Annotated in this window: 16 protein-coding genes; 13 read left to right on the top strand and 3 right to left on the bottom strand. The window is 39.9% G+C overall.

The features are described 5' to 3' along the window. Positions 1-11 precede the first annotated feature (11 nt). Positions 12-1,124, top strand: coding sequence for an NADH:flavin oxidoreductase (locus QE450_RS08675; protein WP_307298566.1), 1,113 nt, complete (start codon positions 12-14; stop codon positions 1,122-1,124). A gap of 265 nt (positions 1,125-1,389) precedes the next feature. Next, positions 1,390-4,230, top strand: coding sequence for a chitinase N-terminal domain-containing protein (locus QE450_RS08670; RefSeq protein ID WP_373461963.1), 2,841 nt, complete (start codon positions 1,390-1,392; stop codon positions 4,228-4,230). A 139-nt stretch (positions 4,231-4,369) separates the two neighbouring features. On the opposite strand, the gene QE450_RS08665 is transcribed toward QE450_RS08670, so the two are convergent. Both QE450_RS08665 and coaA read right to left on the bottom strand, forming a co-directional pair. Next, the gene (locus QE450_RS08665; RefSeq protein ID WP_273612427.1) at positions 4,370-4,738 is read right to left on the bottom strand and encodes a DUF423 domain-containing protein; all 369 of its coding nucleotides are present in this window, start codon (positions 4,736-4,738) and stop codon (positions 4,370-4,372) included. A 36-nt stretch (positions 4,739-4,774) separates the two neighbouring features. Then, complete coding sequence (gene coaA, locus QE450_RS08660; RefSeq protein WP_273612426.1) at positions 4,775-5,704, bottom strand: type I pantothenate kinase; 930 nt, start codon at positions 5,702-5,704, stop codon at positions 4,775-4,777. Positions 5,705-6,095: 391 nt separating this feature from the next. On the opposite strand from coaA, the gene QE450_RS08655 reads away from it, so the two are divergent. Continuing rightward, positions 6,096-7,763, top strand: coding sequence for a GGDEF domain-containing protein (locus tag QE450_RS08655; protein WP_273612425.1), 1,668 nt, complete (start codon positions 6,096-6,098; stop codon positions 7,761-7,763). A 119-nt stretch (positions 7,764-7,882) separates the two neighbouring features. Then, the gene (locus QE450_RS08650; RefSeq protein WP_274169913.1) at positions 7,883-8,941 is read left to right on the top strand and encodes an LLM class flavin-dependent oxidoreductase; all 1,059 of its coding nucleotides are present in this window, start codon (positions 7,883-7,885) and stop codon (positions 8,939-8,941) included. On the opposite strand, the gene QE450_RS08645 is transcribed toward QE450_RS08650, so the two are convergent. Next, positions 8,942-9,817: an AraC family transcriptional regulator gene (locus QE450_RS08645; RefSeq protein WP_307298562.1), complete on the bottom strand. Its 876-nt coding sequence runs from the start codon at positions 9,815-9,817 to the stop codon at positions 8,942-8,944. 164 nt (positions 9,818-9,981) lie between these two features. Here QE450_RS08645 and QE450_RS08640 point away from each other — a divergent pair, with 164 nt between their 5' ends. The 9 genes from QE450_RS08640 (at position 9,982) to QE450_RS08600 (ending at position 23,142) form a co-directional block, all read left to right on the top strand. Further along, positions 9,982-12,729 carry an alpha-L-rhamnosidase gene (locus tag QE450_RS08640; RefSeq protein WP_307298560.1) on the top strand — a complete coding sequence of 916 codons (2,748 nt, stop codon included), beginning with the start codon at positions 9,982-9,984 and terminating at the stop codon, positions 12,727-12,729. Between the two features lie 306 nt (positions 12,730-13,035). After that, positions 13,036-14,061 carry an acyltransferase family protein gene (locus tag QE450_RS08635; protein WP_301262366.1) on the top strand — a complete coding sequence of 342 codons (1,026 nt, stop codon included), beginning with the start codon at positions 13,036-13,038 and terminating at the stop codon, positions 14,059-14,061. A 20-nt stretch (positions 14,062-14,081) separates the two neighbouring features. Continuing rightward, positions 14,082-14,522 (top strand): GNAT family N-acetyltransferase, encoded by a 441-nt coding sequence (locus QE450_RS08630; RefSeq protein WP_307298556.1) that lies wholly within the window; start codon positions 14,082-14,084, stop codon positions 14,520-14,522. A gap of 194 nt (positions 14,523-14,716) precedes the next feature. Then, positions 14,717-15,895: an alanyl-tRNA editing protein gene (locus QE450_RS08625; protein ID WP_307298552.1), complete on the top strand. Its 1,179-nt coding sequence runs from the start codon at positions 14,717-14,719 to the stop codon at positions 15,893-15,895. Between the two features lie 186 nt (positions 15,896-16,081). Further along, positions 16,082-17,923, top strand: a complete 1,842-nt coding sequence (locus QE450_RS08620) for an assimilatory sulfite reductase (NADPH) flavoprotein subunit (RefSeq protein ID WP_307302640.1) — start codon at positions 16,082-16,084, stop codon at positions 17,921-17,923. A 63-nt stretch (positions 17,924-17,986) separates the two neighbouring features. Next, entirely contained in the window at positions 17,987-19,714 is a 1,728-nt protein-coding gene (gene cysI / locus QE450_RS08615; protein WP_307298549.1) for an assimilatory sulfite reductase (NADPH) hemoprotein subunit, read from the top strand. A 191-nt stretch (positions 19,715-19,905) separates the two neighbouring features. Continuing rightward, positions 19,906-21,462, top strand: a complete 1,557-nt coding sequence (gene abc-f / locus QE450_RS08610; protein ID WP_273612417.1) for a ribosomal protection-like ABC-F family protein — start codon at positions 19,906-19,908, stop codon at positions 21,460-21,462. Positions 21,463-21,637: 175 nt separating this feature from the next. Continuing rightward, positions 21,638-21,982 carry a hypothetical protein gene (locus QE450_RS08605; protein WP_307298545.1) on the top strand — a complete coding sequence of 115 codons (345 nt, stop codon included), beginning with the start codon at positions 21,638-21,640 and terminating at the stop codon, positions 21,980-21,982. A gap of 437 nt (positions 21,983-22,419) precedes the next feature. After that, positions 22,420-23,142 (top strand): YebC/PmpR family DNA-binding transcriptional regulator, encoded by a 723-nt coding sequence (locus QE450_RS08600; protein WP_273612415.1) that lies wholly within the window; start codon positions 22,420-22,422, stop codon positions 23,140-23,142. Positions 23,143-23,144: the final 2 nt, after the last annotated feature.

The following is a 23,144-nucleotide window of genomic DNA, read 5'->3' as shown; positions in this document are numbered from 1 at the left end:
AGGGATTTTATATGAGCGTCAATTCACCAAAAACATCAGAACTATTTACACCTTTTCATACAACTAACTTAGAATTGTCCAATCGGATCGTTATGGCTCCGATGACACGTAATTTTTCACCTAATGGTGTACCTGGAGCAGATGTAGCAACTTATTATCGACGTCGTGCTGAAAATGAAGTTGCGTTGATTATTACGGAAGGTACAGCGATCAATCATCCTGCGGCAGTCTCTTCTCCTGATATTCCTGTTTTTCATGGTGAGGAAGCGTTAAATGGTTGGGCAGAAGTCGTCAAACAAGTTCATGAAGTCGGTGGCAAAATCATGCCGCAAATCTGGCATGTAGGTATGGCACGTCCGGTCGGCTCACTACCGAATGTAGAAGCTCAACCGATTGGCCCATCCGGTCTTGATATCAACGGTGAGAAAGTAAATGAACCGTTAACAAAAGATGAGATTCAAGAAGTGATTCAAGCGTATGCTCAAGCGGCAGCTGATGCCAAAAGAGTAGGGTTTGATGGTATAGAGCTTCATGGAGCACATGGTTACTTAATCGATCAGTTCTTCTGGTCACAAACGAATCAACGTACCGATGAATATGGTGGCGATCTAGTAGCACGTACACGCTTTGGTGTAGAAGTGGTCAAAGCATGCCGCGCTGCTGTAGGGCCAGATTATCCAATCGTGTTCCGTTTCTCCCAATGGAAAATGAATCATTATGATGCTCGCCTTGTTGAGACAGCAGAAGAGTTAGCTCAATTTTCACAACCGCTGTCTGAAGCTGGCGTTGATATTTTCCACTGTTCGACTCGTCGCTTCTGGGAGCCTGAATTTGAAGGTTCTGACCTGAATCTTGCAGGTTGGACGAAAAAAATCACAGGTAAACCAACCATTACTGTTGGCTCTGTTGGACTAAATCAAGTCTTTTTGAGTAATAAAACAGAAGATGTATCTGAAAGTATTCGTCTGGAAGAATTGGATGAAAAATTAAATGCAGGTGAATTTGATCTCGTCGCTGTTGGTCGTGCATTGATTGGCGATGCAGCATGGGCTACCAAATTACATGAGCAACGTACCGATGATATCAAAACATTTGATCAAGAAGACTTGAAGTCTTTGAAATAAATAACGTTATCGAAAAAGAGCAACCTTGTTACTAAGGTTGTTCTTTTTTTATATAATATGCAAATACCACATTGAATAAACCCTCTTTTAGTATCCATAAGTCATTTTTATAATATGAATGTAAACTTAACTCCCTTACTGTGTAAAATCAGACTAAAATATTACCCATTTATTTTGCTTTTTTTACAAAATAGCTTACTTTTGAATATATTTCCATGATAATATGAGTGAGATATCTATTCTTTCAGTACATAGGAGGCAAAACATGGTAACACGTAGTGGAATGAAATCAAGATGGGTAAAGTATGCGTTGATGGTGGCAATTGCTTTACCTATGCAAACAGGATGGCTAGGCGGATTAACAGCTGTTCATGCAGAAGGCCCAACTGATCCCGCTCCATTTATCGCGGCTAAAGTGGTTAACGACAATGATGGTAAAAAAGTATTGTTCGATAATAGCCATGCTCAGACAGCAGGGGCGGCTGATTGGGTAATTGATGGAGGTTTTTCTGATTTTGCAAACGCATTAGCTAATGATGGTTACTATGTGAAAGAACTTCGCAAAAGTACACCAATCACTTATAGTGACTTGAGCGATTATGATGTATTTGTTATTGCAGAGCCTAATATTCCGTTCAAAACAACAGAACAAGCAGCAATGAAACAATATGTTGAAAGCGGTGGCAGTATTTTCTTTGTAGGCGATCATTACAATGCAGACCGTAACAAAAACCGTTGGGACGGATCAGAAGCTATTAACGGTTATCGTCGTGGTGCGTGGGAAGATCCAACAAAAGGCATGAGCACAGAAGAAAAAAATTCTGCGGCGATGCAAGGTGTAGTGAGTTCAGATTGGTTATCTGATAACTTCGGGATTCGCTTCCGTTACAATGCACTAGGAGATATTAATGCTAACCAGATCGTAGCTCCGAATCAAGCATTTGGTATCACAGAAGGTGTAAGTAGTGTAGCGATGCACGCTGGCTCGACACTTGCAATCACTGATCCTGCCAAAGCAAAAGGAATTGTATATTTGCCAGAAACGAATGCGTCTTGGGGAAATGCAGTGGATCAAGGGGTATACAACGGTGGCGGTATTGCTGAAGGCCCTTATGTAGCAGTTTCCAAATTAGGAGCAGGTAAAGCTGCATTTATCGGAGATTCTTCTCCTGTTGAAGATGCTTCGCCTAAATATCTACGTGAAGAAACAGGCACCAAAAAAACAACCTATGATGGATTTAAAGAAGTAGATGACGGCGTATTGCTTGTTAATACAATCAATTGGTTGTCAGACAAAGAAAACTATACGAACTTTAGTCAGGTAGATGGTCTGCAATTGGATCAACCGACAGCATTGTTGCCAATTGAGACTCCACAGACGTCTACAGAGCCTCAAGCAGAACCATGGGCAGCTCCAGCAGCAGGTTACAAATGGTGGGATTCTTCTACATTCAAACCAGGTTCATACGGTAGCGCCGTTTCGGTTACTACGCCAACGTATAGCTTAGTACACCAAGCTGAATTGCCAAATGCAGAACCTTTCCAAATTCGTATTGTAGCTGATAATTTAGCAGCGAACAGCACAGTGACCGGTTATAGCAGTGGTATTTACTTAACCGGTGGTACGCAGGTTGGTCAAGTACAGAATCCTGATGGTACATGGCCGACAGCATACGGCTACAGTTCGACGTATAGTCTAACAGCAGATAGCAAAGGTCATGCGTACAAAGATATTACAGTACGCGTCAAACCAGGTACAACAGGCACAGCAAGTCTGCGTTTACGACTAAATGGTAGCAACCTGATTACTACGCCGGTAACGATAGCCAATGTTCCTGCTGAGCCATTGCCTGAAGAAAATGGTGGAGAACAGCCTGCACCCGCATTAACAACGATTGCCAATGCTCGTACTCAAGCAGAAGGTAAACTGGTCACGATCGAAGGTGTAGTGACTACTGAACCGGGCGCTTTTGGTGGACAAGCTTTTTATTTACAAGATAAAACAGCAGGCATCTATGTATACCAGAATCAAGCTGGATTTCATCAAGGTGATGTGATCAAAGTAACGGCTCCACTAGCACTGTATAATACAGAGCTAGAGTTAACGGATCCGGTAACAATTGAGAAAACAGGAACAGCAGCATTGCCTGTGGCAACAACAGCAGTCGCTGTAGATACGTATAATCAAGGACAATTGGTACAATTAAAAAATGTACAGATCAGCAATATTGCTGCCGCTACACCTACAGGTTCTTTTGAATTTGATGTAACTGGCAATGTATATGGCGATCAACCTGTAACAACACATGCTCGTGTAGATGCACGTACAGGATTAACTCAAGCTGATTTTGCTTATCAAAATGGACAATTTGTAGATATCACTGGAGTAGCAGCTATTTTCAAAGGTGTATTCCAATTGAAACCAAGAAGTGCAGCAGATATTACAGCAGTTACGAGCACACCTCCTACAGATCCTACCGATCCAACTGAACCGACAGAACCACCTGTTACTGATCCATTAGCTACAGACGTACCGGGAACACCTGTATTAACGGATAATAACGGACACGATACAGGGCTTAGAGATGGTAACTACACGATCACTATGAATATGTGGTGGGGCAATAATGGTTCTACGTACAAATTGTATGAAGGTGATCAAGTGATTAGCAGTGGTAAGCTTGCCGATCAATCACCAAATGCACAGACTGTACAAGCTGATATCAAAGGGAAAGCTAACGGTTCTTACACGTATACGTTAGAATTAACCAATTCATTCGGTACAACAAAAAGCCAGCCTTTAGTTGTAAAAGTAACGGATGCTTCTCCTGCTCAACCTGTGTTGTCCAATGACAACTGGGATGGAGACGGTAACTATCAAGTAAGCATGAATCTATGGTGGGGAACAAATGCGACAGAATACCGTTTATATGAGAATGGTACACTAATCGATACTCAATCATTAAAAGAAGGTACTCCACAAGCACAACATGCAATCAGTGGAATCGCTAATCGTCCAGCAGGTACGTACGAGTATGTGACTGAATTGGTTAATGCTTCCGGTACAACAAAAAGTAATACGATGACAGTACAAGTTACGAAATAATACGATTTGATCTATTTTTCGCACAAATAAATGAACACAAAAAAGCCTTGAACGTTACGGTATGCATCTAGCATAACAGTGTACACGTTCAAGGCTTTTTCTATTAGCTAATACAGATGAATCTATACGCTTTACTGTATTATCCTTGTACAACAGCGACTAACAATACAATCCAACCCGCTATAAAGGCAAGTCCGCCTAGAGGAGTAATCGCCCCTAATTTACGAACACCTGTAAAGCTAAGGACGTACAAGCTGCCTGAGAATAAAATAATCCCTATACAAAGCAACCAACCGGCGGTTACTGCAAGAGTAGAGTGGGTTAGATTCTGTCCAAGTGTGCCTATCAACAACATTCCCAGTCCATGTGCAATATGGTATTGTACACCTGTTTCGTATACTTTCATCATATCAGCGTTGAGCTTCTTTTTGAGCGCATGTGCACCGAAAGCTCCAAGAGCTACAGCCAGAACCATCATGATACAACCGATGATCAGTATCGTTTGCATTTTATCCACCTCCAATAGACATCCCTATATCTTTATTTATAATTTACGTAAGTAAATATTTTGAATCGTATGATTGGCTTCCTTTTTCAAAATCAGCTGTGCGCGTCCTTTGGTAGGAAGAATATTTTCATGTAGATTTTTGGCGTTGATCGATTCCCATGTATGATGAGCCACTACAGTCGCTTCTTCTTCAGATAGATCAGCAAATCGAGAATGGAAGTACGAATCTGGATTCTGAAAAGCAGTCTGACGTAACAATTGGAAGCGCTCTACATACCAACGAGCAATATTTTTCTCTTCTGCATCAATAAAGATCGAGAAGTCGAAGAAGTCACTCACGAATAAGGGACTATCCTTTTTCACTTGTAGTACATTAATGCCTTCTACAATTAGAATATCAGGATGATCAATAACGCTTTCCTCATCAGGAAGAATATCATACGTTAAGTGTGAATATTTGGGTGCTTTTACTTTCGGTTTACCGGATTTCACTTCTCCAATAAACTGAATTAAGCGCTTAATATCATAGCTTTCAGGAAATCCTTTACGGTTCATAATCCCATTTTTCTCTAACACAGCATTTGGATATAGAAAGCCGTCCGTAGTGACCAGATCGACTTTGCGATGCGTATCCCAGCGAGTAAGAAGGGTCTGGATTAAGCGAGCAGTGGTGCTTTTTCCAACAGCTACACTACCAGCAATACCGATAATATAAGGCGTTTTGCGGGCTTTTTTCTGCAAAAAAGAAGTGGTTAACTGATGGAGCTGTTGAGAAGCACCCACGTAAAGATGAATCAGATGAGTCAGCGGTAAATAGACCTCTTCCACTTCTTGCAGAGAGACCTTTTCATTTAATCCGCGTAGCTTTTCTAATTCAACCTCGGTCAAAGATAATGGTGTATCGTGATCTTTTAAGGAAGCCCATTCCTTGCGATCAAATTCGATGTATGGCGAATATCGTTTCATGTGCTCTCACTTTCTGAGAATTTTTTTAATTCTAGTGTACCAAACTTTACAATGAAAAACCTCTAAAACGTTTATGACATGTTCTGTTGACCTTCCAAACAGTGAAGTTAGGCTAAGTTTAATGATAATACTAACAAATAGCTTACATCAATCTTGCTTCTTATATATTGAATAGACTAAGGTAGATAAAGACTAGATATAGAAATGAAGTATACTTACTTTCTTGATACTAAGATAATGTTCATTTCTCGATATACATAATGGTAATATAAGTATACATTGGTTTATTTATATTTATAAAAACGTACATTCAACCTATCCAATACAGATTCATTTTATAAAAAACTATGCATGATGATCTTATGATGACAGGCTATAAGGAGGAACTATTTTGTCCGAAAAATATAATCATTCCCATTTTTCCCATCAGGACAAATCTACATTCAATCTTGAATTGCATACCAAATCCTTATTAAGCGATACATCCGTTGTGCATACTCCTGCTTCTTTTGCCAACATGTTAGATACGCTTGAAATGATGCCTTACCGCAATATCAATCTTTCTGTATATGAAGTTCGTAAAAGTCTAGAAATTGCGAAATCTCTTGATGTAGAAGACCTGATTATTCGTACTCAGCTTATCCATGCCGATATTATGGGCAGACAAGGTAAAATTGCTGAAGGCGGACGCAAAATTCGTAAAATCAATAAATGGGCTTTGGATCATAACCATCATTATTTGTTAGCTCGCAGTCATCGATTACTGGCTGCTTTTTATAGACGTATTGGAGATAATGAAAGTGCATTAGAAAATGCTGTGATTGCTTTTAAATACTTGCCAGAGGACACTTCACTGCCGATTCGTGCAGATCATCTGATGACGCTTGCGTTAACACTGGATGAGGTAGGGGCATATGAAGATTCGGTACATCGTTTTCAAGAAGTATTAGAGATCGCAACCGCTACGAATGATTTTCAAATTTCGATGTTTGTTTTAAATAATATGGCCTATACCCAGTATGAACGTGAAAATATTCCTGAAACGTTAGAATTAATCGCTCAAATGCGCGAATTAAGTGTTAAATATAAAGTGCCTTTAGAAGCGCAACAATTAGATACGATTGCTGTGATTGAGATTCAAGCCGGTCGTCCAGAAGAAGCGGAGAAAACATTGCAACCGATGCTTCATGAACCTGTAGGAACGCGTAAGTTAGGAGAACTGGCTACTTTACCAGAATGTTTGTTAACGCTAGCCAAAGCGCAACGTCTACAAGGCAAATTAGAAGAGTCTGAAAAAACGCTACGAGAAGCTGCACATATCTCGGAAGAACATGGACTGGCACGTCTGAGTGTTAAAGTCAGACTTGAACGTTCAGAATGGTATGCGGCTTCTAATCGGTATCAAGAAGCTTATGAAGAACATCGCTTGTTTTTTAAAGAAAATGAAACATTGCGTTCCACTCAGCGCGAGACCCGGGCACGTATTTTACAAATTGTATATGATGCAGAAGAAGCCAAACGCGATAGCGAGTATTTTAAAGAAATGGCGCTACGCGATCCTTTGACAGGTCTGCATAATCGCCGCTTTATGGATGTGCATATGAACAAATTGTTAGAGCGTTGTATTCTGCTGGAGCAACCTCTGACTGTCGCTATGATCGATCTGGATTTTTTCAAATTAATCAATGACACATTATCTCATGAAGTAGGAGATATTGTACTGGTTCATGTCGCGAAAATCTTATCGCTTACGATTCCTTCAACTGCTGCTGTAGCACGTATAGGCGGGGAAGAATTTGTAGCTGTATTTCCAGAAACAGATCTCAAGCAAGGTAGAGTATATGCCAATATGTTGTGTGAAGCGATTCGTTCAGCAGATTGGAGTCCCATTACAGGCAACTTACCGGTGACAGCAAGTATCGGTATTTCTACGATTACAGATCAAGCTCAATCCAGTGCAGAATTACTGGCTTTAGCAGACCATCATCTGTATGAAGCGAAAAAAGCAGGTCGTAATCAGGTGATTTGCGGAGAAGATGTATTACGAAATATAGAATAAATTGAATTATATTTAGTTATTTTTAATAAATAACTTATAATTAATAACAATTAGGTGTATACTATAGAGATAGTGAATCCATAACACCATCCATAATTAACAAGAAGGAGGTATTCATTATGTCTGAACAACACCAACAATCAGATTCATCACATTCTACAAATAAATTAGGAAATATACCCATATCTATACTTGATCTTGCACCGATAACAGCAGGAGCAACAGCATCAGATGCTTTTAAAAATAGCCTTGATATGGTACAACATGCTGAAAAATGGGGATACAATCGTTACTGGGTAGCAGAGCATCATAATATGCCAGGGATTGCGAGTTCTGCAACTTCGGTAGTGATCGGTTATTTAGCGGCTGGAACTTCAACAATTCGTGTTGGTTCAGGTGGAATTATGCTTCCTAACCATGCTCCGCTTGTGATTGCAGAGCAATTTGGTACGCTTGAATCTATGTATCCAGGACGGATTGATCTAGGTCTTGGACGTGCACCGGGTAGTGATCGTCGTACAACGCTTGCTTTGCGTAGACAATTGGATAGCGGAGAAGACTTTCCAGAATTGCTGGAAGAATTAACTTCCTTTTTCGATGCGTCAGCGACTTCTTATCATGCACCGATTCGTGCTGTACCGGGTGAAGGCTTGAGTATTCCGATCTGGTTATTAGGTTCTAGTGACTTTAGTGCACAATTAGCAGGTCAAAAAGGATTGCCGTTTGCTTTTGCAGGTCATTTTTCACCTGATTATACACAGCGTGCATTAGCCGTCTATCGTCATCATTTCCAACCTTCAGCTATTTTGCAAGAACCGTATGCTATGGTCGGTGTGAACGCGATCGCTGCTGATACAGATGAAGAAGCAGAATGGTTAGGTACGACTATGCAACAGCAATTCCTTAATATTATTCGTGGCAAAACAGGTCAAGTTCAACCACCTACAGATATGTCTAGCAAATGGACACCTTATGAACAAGATGCTGTAGAAAAACAACTACGATCGACAATCAAAGGTGGCCCTGAAAAAGTAAAACAACAACTAACACAATTTATTGCAGATACAGGAGCCGATGAATTGATTGTGACAGGAATGTTATATGATCATCAAGCTAGACTACGCTCTTATGAAATTATTAGTGAAGTGGCAGAGATTCGTAACACTGTAAATAGTTAATTATTGGGTATGATCTATAGAACGAATAAACCGGCGATATGCTTTCGGAGCAGAGCCGGTTTTTCTTTTGAATAAATGATGAAAATAAGATACATCATGGTAGCCGACTTGCTCGCAAATATCACTTATTTGCTGATCTGTCGTACGTAATAGATCACAAGCTGCTTGAATTCGTAACATCTGTACATAATGAGACATCGATGAACCGGTATGTTTTACAAATAACCGATGAAGCTGACGAACACTAATCTTCATTTTGGCGGCAATCTCTGATACTGATATCGACTGATGGTAATGAGTATGAAGTTCGTGTAGAACATCCTCCCATGTAGAAGAAGATGGTGGTAGTAAGACTTCGCTTTCAGTATCTGATCGATGCAACAACAGTAAAATTTGAATAACATACGTATACACAGCCGTTATCCAGCCTGCTCGTTCGCGATGATACTCTTCGTATACCTGTTGAAATAACCGATGAAATTCTTGAAATCGATCATAACTATAACGATACTGCTGATCAGTTAACAAAGGCTTTAGGACTTCACTCCCCGGATACGTAGACAATACCTCTAATAACGAATTGGCATCGAAAATACAATTATACACAATCAACGGATCAGCATCGCTAGCAGGCGATGGACGGTATACATGCGATATGCCCATCGGCAACAGAAAAAGGTCTCCTTTTTTGACAGGAGAAGAGACGCCATTGATCACATGACTGCCTGTACCTTCACTGACATAATTCAATTCCAAAAAATCATGCACATGTTCATGAAGTTCATACGATTCGGCTACCCGATTAATATAGATTGGGATGTCTTTCGTAAAAAAGTAATCACCTATTAGCGTATCGATTCTACGTTTGATCGTCATCGTATTATTTCCCATCCTTTCTAATGTCCGATTTACCACTTGAATATGTCTGAATAGCCCATTTTAAACGCTTACAACTATCGTATGATAAAAAAGAAAGCATCTCAAGTGCGCTTATTGAGAGCATAAGCATCTATCTTAACGATTGAAGGAGCGTGTATCGTATGGATCATCAGTCTGCTTCAAATAATGGATTAGAAGTGATACAACTGCAATGTGAATATCGTACTCACTGGTTAGGTAGCGATCATCTTCGTCCTCAATTTAGCTGGATTATTCAATCTAATCAACGATCCACAATGCAGTATAGCTATCATATACAAGTTGGATTGGATAACGAGGATTGGACACAACTGCTATGGGATTCAGGAATCGTCATTAGTGATCAATCGATTCAAGTCAAGTATGCAGGTTCACCTTTACAATCTCGCACGCGTTATTATTATCGTGTACAGATTCAAGATCAACAGGGAAGAACGTCAGCATGGAGTGAGATACAGTGGTGGGAGACTGCTCTGCTAGATCATACAGAATGGCAAGCGCAATGGATCACTCCTGAAGAAGAATGGCATCATCCGCAGTTAGAATCTGTTTTTCAATTACGTAAATCATTTACATTAACTGAAAATATAAGTTCTGCGCGTATTTATGCGACAGCAGCAGGATTATATGAGCTGTCTATTAATGGGACTCGTGTAGGCGATGAATGGTTCACACCGGGATGGACTAGCTATACTCATCGTCACCAATATCAGACTTACGATGTTACAAAGTATCTACAAGCAGGAGATAATGCAATCGGTATCAGTCTAGCTGATGGATGGTATACCGGTCGTCTCGGTTGGGAAAATAAGCGTCAGCATTATGGAGAACACAAAGCATTATTGTTACAACTTCATGTTCGTTATGAAAATGGCAAAGAAGAGATTATCGGTACAGATACATCATGGCATAGTGCACCTAGTCCAATAACGTTAGCATCTATTTACGATGGAGAACATTATGATGCTCGCTTAGAACAACCAGATTGGGATCAACCTGGCTACGATGATTCTTTATGGTCAGGGGTAAAAGTAGCCGAATTGCCTTATGATTATCTGATCGCTCAAGAAAATTGGGCGGTTCGTGTTACAGAAATACTGACTCCTGTAGAAGTGATACATACGCCTGCCGGAGAAACGGTATTGGATATGGGGCAAAATATGGTCGGTCGCATACGTGTAACAGGTATAATACCTGCCAATACGCACTATGTTATACATCATGCTGAGATTTTGGATCAACAAGGTAACTTTTATCGGGGTAATTTGCGAACTGCCAAGCAAGCTGTTCATTATATCGCTAATGACCAACAAGACCGTAAGATTAATCATGCGCCACGCTTTTCATTTCAAGGCTTCCGTTATATCCAGATTGAAGGATTAGATCACCTTACCGATCAGCAACTATTGGAGATGGTCACAGGAGAGGTCATGCATTCGGATATGCCGATTGTAGGTTCATTTGAATGTTCTCATCCTCTGATTAATCAATTACAGCGTAATATTGTATGGGGACAGCGAGGGAATTTTCTTGATGTGCCTACAGATTGTCCGCAACGGGATGAACGCTTGGGTTGGACAGGGGATGCACAGGTATTTATACGTACAGCTGCGTTCAATTATAATATCGCTCCTTTTTTCCAAAAGTGGTTACGTGACTTGAGTGCAGATCAACGTTCAAATGGTAGTGTGCCTTTTGTTATACCTGATGTATTAAGTGTACTGGACGAGGAAAAAGGAGATACTGAGCTCCCTGCTTCAGCGGCATGGGGAGATGCGGCTGTAATCTGTCCGTGGGTTATGTATTTACATTATGGAGATCAGAACCTATTACAAGAACAATATAGCAGTATGAAAGCATGGGTTGATTACATTTACAATCAAGGTAGTCATCATTATCTCTGGAATACAGGATTTCATTTTGGAGATTGGTTAGCTCTGGATGCCAAAGAAAATAGTTATATGGGAGCAACACCTGTCGATTTGGTTGCGACTTCTTATTTTGCATATTCTACCCGAATTGTACGGGATACTGCTGTAGTATTGGGAGAAGCAGCAGATGTGAAATTATACAGTGAGCGTCTGGAGCAGATTATTCAGGCATACCGTCATGAATTTGTGACACCCGCAGGAAGGCTAGCTGCGCCGACTCAGACTGCACATGCGCTAGCGTTAATGTTTGATTTGTTAGAAGAACGTGATCAACAGCGTACGGCAACCGAATTGAATAATCTTGTGATCAAAAATGATTATCATTTAACGACTGGATTTGTAGGGACACCGTATCTATGCTTTGCTTTGTCAGATCATGGACACCACGCTACAGCGATCAAATTATTGCTTCAAGAGCAATATCCATCCTGGTTATATCCTCTTTCCAAAGGAGCGACCACGATCTGGGAGCACTGGGACGGCATTAAGACAGATGGCTCATTCTGGCCGGATGATATGAACTCGTATAATCATTATGCTTATGGAGCTATTGGAGAATGGCTGTATCGTTATGTGGCTGGACTAGATATGGACGAAAGTATACCTGCCTACAAAAAAAGTAAAATTCATCCGCGATATGGCGAAGGAGAGATTACTTCTGCCAGTGCTATATTGGAATCTGCTTATGGCAAAATTCAATCTAGCTGGATTGAGCAGGCGGATCAGCGACAGTTAGAAGTAATCATTCCTGCTAATACAACCGCTGATATTGTACTGGATCATGCAATATTGTCCTCTATTCAAGAAAACGGTCAGCTATTACATGAGATTGAAGGCATTCATAATATACAAGAAATGCAAAGCACAATCATCATAACGATCGGCTCCGGTCATTATCATTTTGTATACCAATATCAGCCGATCACAACATTAGTATAAATACGTATTCCACGCCGCCCAAAATAATGCTCAAAAGCTCTGTTGCTTCGATATAGAACAGAGCTTTTTGCTATCCCTCTATATGCTGCGATGGTTGCAAAAGTGGCATCGCTATACAAGCACTGTTATAATCATACGCAATGTGTTAACGATTCATTGATAAATTTACAGGGTAAAACATGCATAAATTTACAATAAAATTAATATTGAGACGATGATACAACGTGCCCTCTCAGCACAGAACCAGAAGTGACTGCTGTTCAGATGTTGAGCAATAGTGTGTTTTCTGGCAAAGGAGCGAAAGAGATGAACACGAGAGATTATTATTTTGATAATTTGAAATTTCTTCTGATTACGCTAGTAGTAATCGGTCATTTGATCGAGCCGTTAAATGAAGATCCGCTACTACGACCGATTTATTTGATGATTTATACTTTTCATATTCCACTATTCGTACTGATATCCGGTTACTTTGCTAAAAATATCGGTAGTGGTGATTACTTGAACAAAGTGATCAGTCGATTAATCGTGCCTTATTTGCTATTTGAATCGTTATATTCCTTATTTGATTTCTGGATCTATGATCGAGCAGAGTTGAAATTTTCTTATTTTACTCCGTACTGGTTGATGTGGTTCTTTTTTAGTATGATTTTGTGGAAAGTAGCAATGCCTTATATCATTCGTATTCGTTATGCTTTGCCGATCGTAATTGGGATAGCGATACTAGCAGGATATGCTAATGACGCACAATATTATGCTAGTGTGTCACGGACGCTTGTGTTTTTCCCATTTTTTCTCATCGGTTATTATTTAGATAAATCATGGATTGATCGATTACGTACAACCCGGATGCGCATCTATTCAAGTATTGGATTGATCCTTACGTATGTAATGATCTCTTCGTATGGATATAAGTACAAAAAAGAATGGTTTTTTGGAAGCTTTTCGTATGAATCGTTAGGGCATGACGAATGGAGCGCAGGTATATATCGGATCGCTGTATATGGTGCTGCTGTGTTGATTGGAGGAATGATAATGATCTTAATTCCTGAGCGCCAACTTCCATGGATATCAACCATGGGAACCAACACACTGTATACATACCTGCTCCATGGATTTATTGTGTTAGTACTGACAGCCAGTGATTTTTATACTCATTTTACAACGACGACCGAAAAGTTACTGTTAATTCCTTTCGGGATCATATTAACGATGTTGTTATCATTTAGCAGTATTCGTTTTCTATTCAAATGGTTAGTTGAACCTAAAATGAAGTTATTATTAAAGCATCATCCAAGTCGTTCTAATCGCAGTAAAAGCCAAACAGGGTAAACCAGTCCTCAGGAGGAACTATGGAAAATATAATCGTGCAGCAGATACAATGGAATACAGATCAATATCGTGCATGTCTAGCATTGCGTGACGAAGTATTACGGCAACCTTTGGGGCTCAGTATATGGGACGATCTCTGGCAAGAAGAAGGTAACGATATTCATATCTGCGCGACTCTGGAGCAAGATACTATAGGTGTTCTTTTATTGCGTCCAATCGATCAGCAAGTCATCCAGATGAAGCAAGTCGCTGTAAGTGAAGCTGTTCGAGGTAAGCAAGTTGGCAAAAAGCTAGTCGAATTAGCAGAACAGATCGCTATAGCAAAAGGATATCGTACGATCATTTTACATGCACGTGAGAATGCTATTCCTTTTTATAAGAAACTTCATTATTCATCAGTTGGAGAACCTTTTACAGAAGTGGGTATTAATCATAGTAAAATGATCAAACATATCCAGTAAATCAATAAAACGTTAGTGAAGTATCGGTATTCAGAGCAGTAGAATGTTCTGTTGCAGGTATTTTATTAACGTTTTTTTGTTAGGCTTGAAAGCAGATTACAGAAGCATGTTCACTAGACGACTGATGTATAAGGAAGATATGATAATAAAGTGTGAATTAGAACGTATACATTGGATAAAGAAAGGAAATGATTATGTCAGCTATTTTATATTATAACGATTCATTTTTGAGAGAATGGACAACAATGATTGTAGAACGTCGTGAACAAAATAATCAGTACTTTGTTCGGCTGGAAGAGACTGCTTTTTATCCGCACGGTGGAGGACAGCCTTGTGATACAGGGACGATCAATCAGATCGATGTGTTAGATGTTGTCAAAGAAGGCGAGTATATCTGGCATCAAGTGTCCCAATTACCAAATGATAATGAAGCGCAATGTCAATTGAACTGGGAACGTCGATTGGATCATATGCAGCACCATACCGGACAACATTTATTGTCGGCTACAGCATTACAATTATTCAATGCACCTACACTCAGTTTTCATTTAGGGCAAGATATGGTCACGATCGATATTGATCGTAAATCAATGAATGACACTGAATTAGCTACACTTGAACAAGCAGTCAATCAGCGAATTTACGATAATCTAGCTGTCAGCAGTTATTTTGTTAATGCAGAGCAATTAGCTCAATTACCTGTAGTGAAAATGCCGAAAGTGACCGAGGATATCCGCATCGTCGAAATAGAAGGCGTCGAATACAATACTTGCGGAGGAACGCATGTGTCACGTACCGGACAGATTGGACTTATCAAACTATTCAAAGCTGAAAAGCAAAAAGGCAGTATCCGTATCTATTTCAAATGTGGTGCCCGTGCACTTGCTGATTATAATGACAGTCTGCATATTTTGAATACGCTTGCTACCAAATTTAATACAGGTCGCAAAGATATCTTGGAACGCTTTGGCAAATGGGAAGAAGATCAACAACAACTGAAAGCTGAATTAGAACAATTGCGTAAAGCTAACGATACTTATGAATCCAATCAATTATTATCTCAGATGCAAAATCAACACATAACACATATATTTGAACACAAAACATTATCAGACTTACAACGGATCGCCGCTACGCTGATCGCCGAGCAAGAAGTGACAGTGCTGTTCGCAACATTAAGCGAATACAAAGTCTTTTTAGCTCAAAACGGTCATCCTCATTTAAAATGCGGTGCTTTTTTCAAAGAACATCTAGCTACTTTTCATGGAAAAGGCGGAGGAAGTGATCTTTCAGCGCAAGCTACCTTTACTTCTGAAGCTGATCTTATCGCATTTTATGAATTTGCACAGCAACAACTTCATCTTGCTCGTTAATTTAGATGTATAGTGAAGAATTATTGCTATACGTTTATCAGCAGAACTGATAAGTACTATAAGGCATTCTGATTGGTAGTGAATTGACCGTTACATCGCACTATGATAAGTTCAAAGGAGTAAATTAATTCTGATCACAATACTAGGAATTAGTATCGCAGGATGCTACAGATGGGGTGGATATTGTTGGAACTTCAAGTGATGAATAGTCCTTTTAATCAAGAGCAGGTCGATCTGCTTAATCGTCTTCTGCCTACACTTAATACAACACAACGTATTTGGCTTAGTGGATATATTGCAGCATTGCCTGAATCAGCGGCAGGTCCGACAACAGCAAACGCTGTTGCTGCGCCAGTAGAAACAAGCAATGGACAAGCAACCGTAACCCTTTCCAAAGACGTTACAATCCTTTTTGGATCACAGACCGGAAATAGTAATGGTTTAGCCAAAAAAATGGCGAAAAAATTAGAAGAGCAAGGTTTTCAGATTACACTTTCATCGATGGGTGATTTTAAGACTAATCAGTTGAAAAAAGTAGAAAATCTGCTGATCGTGGTAAGTACACAAGGAGAAGGAGATCCGCCGGATAATGCGATTCCTTTTTTTGAATTTGTGCATAGTAAAAGAGCGCCTCAATTAGATCATGCACGCTTTGCAGTGCTTGGATTGGGCGATACGTCATATGAATTCTTTTGCCAGACTGGAAAAGATTTCGATAAACGCTTAGAAGAACTGGGTGCAGAACGTCTTGTACCACGCGTCGATTGTGATGTGGATTTTGAAGAACCAGCGACAGCATGGATGAACGATGTACTGACAGCTTTGACGCAATCTGCGGAGACGTCTAGCCCTGCTGTAGCTGTAAATTCTTCGGCTACTGCTAGTGTAGCAGTAGAGTCTGAATATACACGTACCAATCCTTTTCAAGCAGAAGTGCTCGAAAACTTAAATCTTAATGGACGAGGTTCCAGTCGGGAGACCCGTCATATAGAACTTTCATTAGAAAGTTCTAACTTAGAATACCAACCTGGTGATAGTCTGGGTGTGTATCCACAGAATCATCCGCAACTGGTAAGTGACATTATCTCTGCGATGAACTGGAATAGTGATGAAGTGGTTACGATCAGCAAGCATGGAGATCAAGCTTCTCTACACGAAGCTTTGCTTCATCATTATGAGATTACAACCGTTACGAAGCCGATTGTCCAGCAATTAGCAGCGTTGTCTGCAAGTGATGAATTGAAAGCATTAGTAGCGCCTGGTCGTGAACAAGAACTACGTACTTATATCAGTGGAATCGATCTGCTTGATCTGATACAAGATCATTCATTTGCAGGTGTATCTGCACAAGATTTCACATCGGTATTACGTAAAATTCCTGCACGATTGTATTCAATTGCAAGTAGTCCGCAAGCTTTTCCAGAAGAAGTTCATGTGACTGTACGTGCTGTACGCTATGAAGCACGAGGTCGTGAACGGTATGGAGTATGTTCTATACATTTAGCAGAACGTCTGGAAGCTGGTGATACATTGCCGGTCTATATTCAACATAACGATAATTTCCGTCTGCCAGAGAATCCAGATACCCCGATTATTATGATTGGGCCGGGTACAGGAGTCGCTCCTTTTAGAGCATTTGTCGGTGAGCGTGAAGAAACAGGAGCTTCCGGTAAATCATGGTTGTTCTATGGAGATCAACATTTTGCGACCGATTTCTTGTATCAGACCGAATGGCAACGCTGGCTTAAAGATGGTGTATTAACACGAATGGATGTTGCTTTTTCACGCGATACGGCTGAGAAAGTATATGTACAACACCGTATGTTAGAACGTAGTAAAGAGTTGTTCGAGTGGCTTCAAGAAGGAGCAGCTATCTATGTGTGTGGTGACGAGAAACAGATGGCGAACGACGTCCATTTGACCCTAGAAAAAATTATCGCTCAAGAAGGTCAATTAAGCCCTGAAGAAGCGACTGAATATTTAACATGTATGCAACAGGAAAAACGTTATCAACGGGATGTGTATTAAACGTTCAAGGTTCCAAACGGTTGAACGTCAATCATTCTGTAGATATCGAGAGGAGACAGTTAGATGGGGAATCTAGAAAAAGAAAAACCATATCCTCCGCATGATCGAGCACATAGCGATGTTGAGGATATTAAACGCAATAGTAATTATTTACGAGGTAGCTTAGAAGAAACATTGAAAGATCCAATTACCGGTTCGATTCCAGAAGATGATAACCGTCTGATGAAGCATCATGGTAGCTATATGCAAGATGATCGTGATCTGCGTACCGAACGTAATAAGCAAAAGTTAGAACCTGCGTATCAATTTATGCTACGTGTGCGTGCTTCTGGTGGTGTAGTTACTCCTGCACAATGGCTGATGATGGACAGCATTTCTCATAAATACGGCAATGATACGATTCGCTTAACGACCCGTCAATCATTCCAGTTGCATGGTGTGCTGAAATGGAATCTCAAAAATACGATTCGTGAAGTGAATGAATCGCTACTAAGCACACTTGCGGCTTGTGGTGACGTGAACCGTAATGTAATGTGCAATCCGAATCCATATCAATCAGATGTTCATGCTCAAGTGTATGAATGGGCTTGCAAAGTCAGTGAACATTTAGATCCCAAAACAAGAGCCTACCACGAAATCTGGTTAGATGAAGAAAAGATTATCGACAGCAATGAGGTAGATCCAGAACCGATCTACGGCGCCGTCTATTTGCCGCGTAAGTTCAAGATTGGGATTGCAGTTCCGCCTTCTAATGATGTTGATGTATTTTCACAAGATTTAGGGTTTATCGCTGTGATCGAAAATGATGTCCTGCTCGGATTTAACGTTTCGGTTGGTGGCGGTATGGGAATGACACACGGAGATGACAAAACCTATCCGCAAGTGTCTAAAGTAATCGGCTTCTGTACACCAGAGCAAATGATTGATGTTGCTGAGAAAACAGTTACCATTCAACGTGATTATGGTGATCGTGCTGTACGTAAGCATGCTCGCTTCAAGTACACTATAGATGATCGCGGACTACAGTGGTTCGTGGATGAATTGCACGAACGTCTAGGCTGGCAGTTACAGAGTGCACGTCCATTCCATTTTGACCATAATGGAGATCGTTACGGTTGGGTGAAAGGGAACAATGGTAGATCCCACTTAACTTTATTTATCCAAAATGGACGGATTATGGATGATGGTGATTATCAATTGATGACGGGCTTGCGTGAAATTGCCAAAATTCACGATGGTGACTTCCGTCTAACAGCCAATCAAAATCTAATTATCGGTAATGTAAGCAGTCGCAAAAAGAAAAAGATAGAAGAACTGATTGAGCGTTATCAATTAACCGCAGGTGCTCATTATTCAGCGCTTCGTCGTAATTCGATGGCTTGTGTATCATTACCAACATGTGGAATGGCGATGGCAGAAGCTGAGCGTTATTTACCTGAATTGATCGACAAAATCGAACCGATCTTAGAAGAAGCAGGTCTGCGCGATGAAGATATCGTGATTCGGATGACCGGTTGCCCGAATGGATGTGCACGTCCGGCACTGGCTGAGATTTCATTTATCGGTAAAGCTCCAGGTAAATACAATATGTATCTAGCTGGTAGCTTTACAGGGCATCGTCTGAACAAGCTATACAAAGAAAATATTGGCGAAGAAGAGATTCTAAATTCACTACGTCCAATGGTCAATCAATATGCCAAAGAACGGATCGCTGGCGAACATTTCGGTGATTTTGTGATTCGTGCAGGGTATGTAGCAGAAGTATTAGATGGTATGCAATTTCATGCTTAATGCTTATTATAGAAGAGTAGATTGATATGATTGTTCAAAAATCCTTTACAGTGCCGTTGATGCTGTAAAGGATTTTTGTATATTCTTACTAATTATTCGTACATCATGAGATTATTCCGTTGAGTTGTTAGCGATTTCCCCCTATAATAAAACGAGGAAAAAAGTCTAACAGAAAAGGTGTTATATCAACCATGAGTATATTGAATGTAGAGAAGTTAAGTCACGGATTTGGTGATCGTGCTATTTTTAAAGATGTATCGTTCCGTCTGTTAAAAGGCGAACATATTGGCTTAATCGGAGCGAATGGTGAAGGTAAGTCTACTTTTATGAATATCGTTACTGGTAAATTACAGCCAGACGAAGGTAAAGTGGAATGGTCGAAGCGGGTACGTGTTGGTTATTTGGATCAACATGCTGTGCTGGATAAAGGCATGAGTATTCGTGATGTATTAAAAGGCGCTTTCCAGTACTTGCTTGATATGGAGCAAGAAATGAATGATATGTACGGCAAAATGGGAGATGTGACTCCTGAAGAATTAGAAGAATTGCTAGAGCAAGTAGGTACGATTCAAGATACATTAACCAACCAGGATTTTTACTTGATCGATGCCAAAGTCGATGAGACAGCGCGTGGTCTGGGATTAACTGATATCGGTCTGGACAAAGACGTAAACGATCTGAGTGGTGGTCAACGTACCAAAGTGTTACTTGCCAAATTGCTACTTGAAAAACCAGATATTCTTTTGCTAGATGAGCCGACCAACTATCTGGATGAAGTGCATATTGAATGGTTGAAGCGCTATTTGATTGATTATGAAAATGCGTTTATTCTAATCTCACATGATATTCCATTCTTGAACAGTGTAATTAATATTATTTATCATATGGAAAATCAAGAATTAAGCCGTTATGTTGGCGACTATGATTATTTCCAAGAAGTCTACGAAATGAAAAAGCAACAGTTAGAATCAGCTTTCAAACGTCAACAGCAAGAAATTTCACAATTGAAAGATTTTGTAGCACGTAACAAAGCCAGTGTAGCCACTCGTAATATGGCGATGTCCCGTCAGAAGAAGCTGGATAAAATGGATGTGATCGAGCTTGCGCAAGAACGTCCGAAGCCACAGTTCAACTTCAAAGTCGGTCGTACCGCAGGTAAATTAATTTTTGAAACGAACAATTTGATTATTGGTTATGATGAGCCATTGTCCAGACCGCTTGATCTCAAAATGGAACGCGGTCAGAAAATTGCATTGGTCGGTGCGAATGGTATCGGTAAAACGACTTTGCTACGTAGTATTTTGGGCGAAATTCAAGCTATTTCAGGTACAGTGCAACGTGGAGAACATCAGCAAATCGGTTACTTTGAACAAGAAATGAAAGGCGATAACTACAATTCTTGTATCGAAGAAATTTGGAAAGAGTTCCCTTCGTATTCCCAATTTGAAGTTCGTGCTGCACTGGCGAAATGTGGTCTAACGACCAAACATATCGAAAGTAAAATTGCTGTCCTCAGCGGTGGCGAAAAAGCAAAAGTACGTCTATGTAAATTAATTAATCGTGAGACCAATATTCTGGTACTCGATGAGCCGACGAACCATTTGGATGTCGATGCCAAAGATGAATTAAAACGTGCACTTCAAGCATACAAAGGCAGTATCTTGATGATCTCTCACGAACCTGAATTCTATCGTGATATCGTGACAGAGACTTGGAACTGTGAAGATTGGACAACAAAAGTATTTTAAGATCAACAAATGTATGTATAGATTGCAAAAGAGTGCTCTAAAGCACTCTTTTTTGTTGATTATTTTTAAATGTATATATTGATATAAAAGTTATTGTATAATGTAAAACGAAGTCTATCATTATTTGGAAAAAAAGAAGATCACCTACTTTTTATTTACTTCAAAGGAGAATCAAATGAACAAGCTGGAGATTGCTTTATTGATAGTGATTGGTTTGATTGCTGTAGGAATTGTCATCACCGGATTACGCTGGATGAGCTTGAGTAAAAAGCGTACGCAAAGTGAGACTGTTGTCGAAAATAATGCTATTCTTGCTTTCACACCGGAAGAAATCGCTAAAAAGCTGTTGTTTGTATTTATCAATACTGAATTTCTTTTTGTTGCTCTTTATCTACTGATCTATGTTAAGTCTTCTGGAGCCAATCTGATCGCTTATGTATTACTTGCTGTGTATATTGTAGGCACCATCTATAATATTATCGTCAATATTCGCAAGTTCAAAACAGGTGGATCGCTGTAAATGATGCTTGATTTAAAGTAGGTACATAAATATCGTTTTGCATAGTCATAAGCGAGTCTATTCATATGCTTATAAAAGCAACGTAAATACATGTCATCTAAGAAGCACTACAGTATGGATATCACTATCTATATCGTGGTGCTTTTTTGCATTTTGTGTGCGATCTAGTTTGCATTTGTATATGATCCAGAAGAATAGAATAACCTATGTCGATTATCACATTTATCAAATTACCATGATAAAACATTCCTTCTGTAAGGCAAATAGATATGGGTAAAGAGTGCTATTGTCATCAAGCGTTTACTTCATGTATACGTTATTATGAACCAAAATGAACAAAAACAGCAGGAATGAACTTGTTCACGCATCTTTTTACGAGTATAATTATACACTGACTGATTATATAGATTTAATATTAGAAAGAGAGCGGGATAACTATGGGCCGTAAATGGAATAATATTAAAGAGAAAAAAGCTTCAAAAGATGCTAACACAAGTCGTGTATACGCTAAATTTGGAGTTGAAATTTATGTAGCTGCGAAAAAAGGCGATCCAGATCCAGAATCTAACCGTGCCTTGAAAGTCGTTGTAGAACGCGCAAAAACATATAACGTACCTAAAGCGATTATTGATCGTGCACTTGAAAAAGCAAAAGGTAGTGGGGATGAGCAATATGCTGAACTTCGTTATGAAGGCTTTGGTCCAAACGGTTCGATGATTATCGTAGATGCGTTAACCAATAACGTAAACCGTACTGCACCAGAAGTTCGTTCTGCTTTTAACAAAAATGGCGGTAATATGGGTGTAGCTGGTTCTGTAGCTTACATGTTCGATTCTACAGCTGTTATCGGAATCACTGGCAAAACGGCTGATGAAGTATTGGAAATTCTGATGGAAGCTGATGTAGACGCACGCGATATTCTTGAAGAAGATGAAGCGGTAATCGTTTATGCAGAACCTGATCAATTCCATGCGGTACAAGAAGCGTTCAAAGAAGCGGGTGTAACTGAATTTACGGTTGCTGAATTGACGATGTTACCACAAAACTACCTGACTCTTCCTGATGAAGCGACATATGCACAATTCGAGAAATTGATTGATGCACTTGAAGATTTGGAAGATGTACAACAGGTCTATCACAACGTAGAGTTCGAAGATTAAGA

Origin of the sequence: Paenibacillus sp. SORGH_AS_0306 (assembly GCF_030819345.1) — a bacterium.
Lineage (GTDB): Bacteria > Bacillota > Bacilli > Paenibacillales > Paenibacillaceae > Saccharibacillus > Saccharibacillus kyungheensis.
Note: the sequence above shows the minus strand (reverse complement) of the source record. Positions and strands in the feature narration are given on the sequence as shown.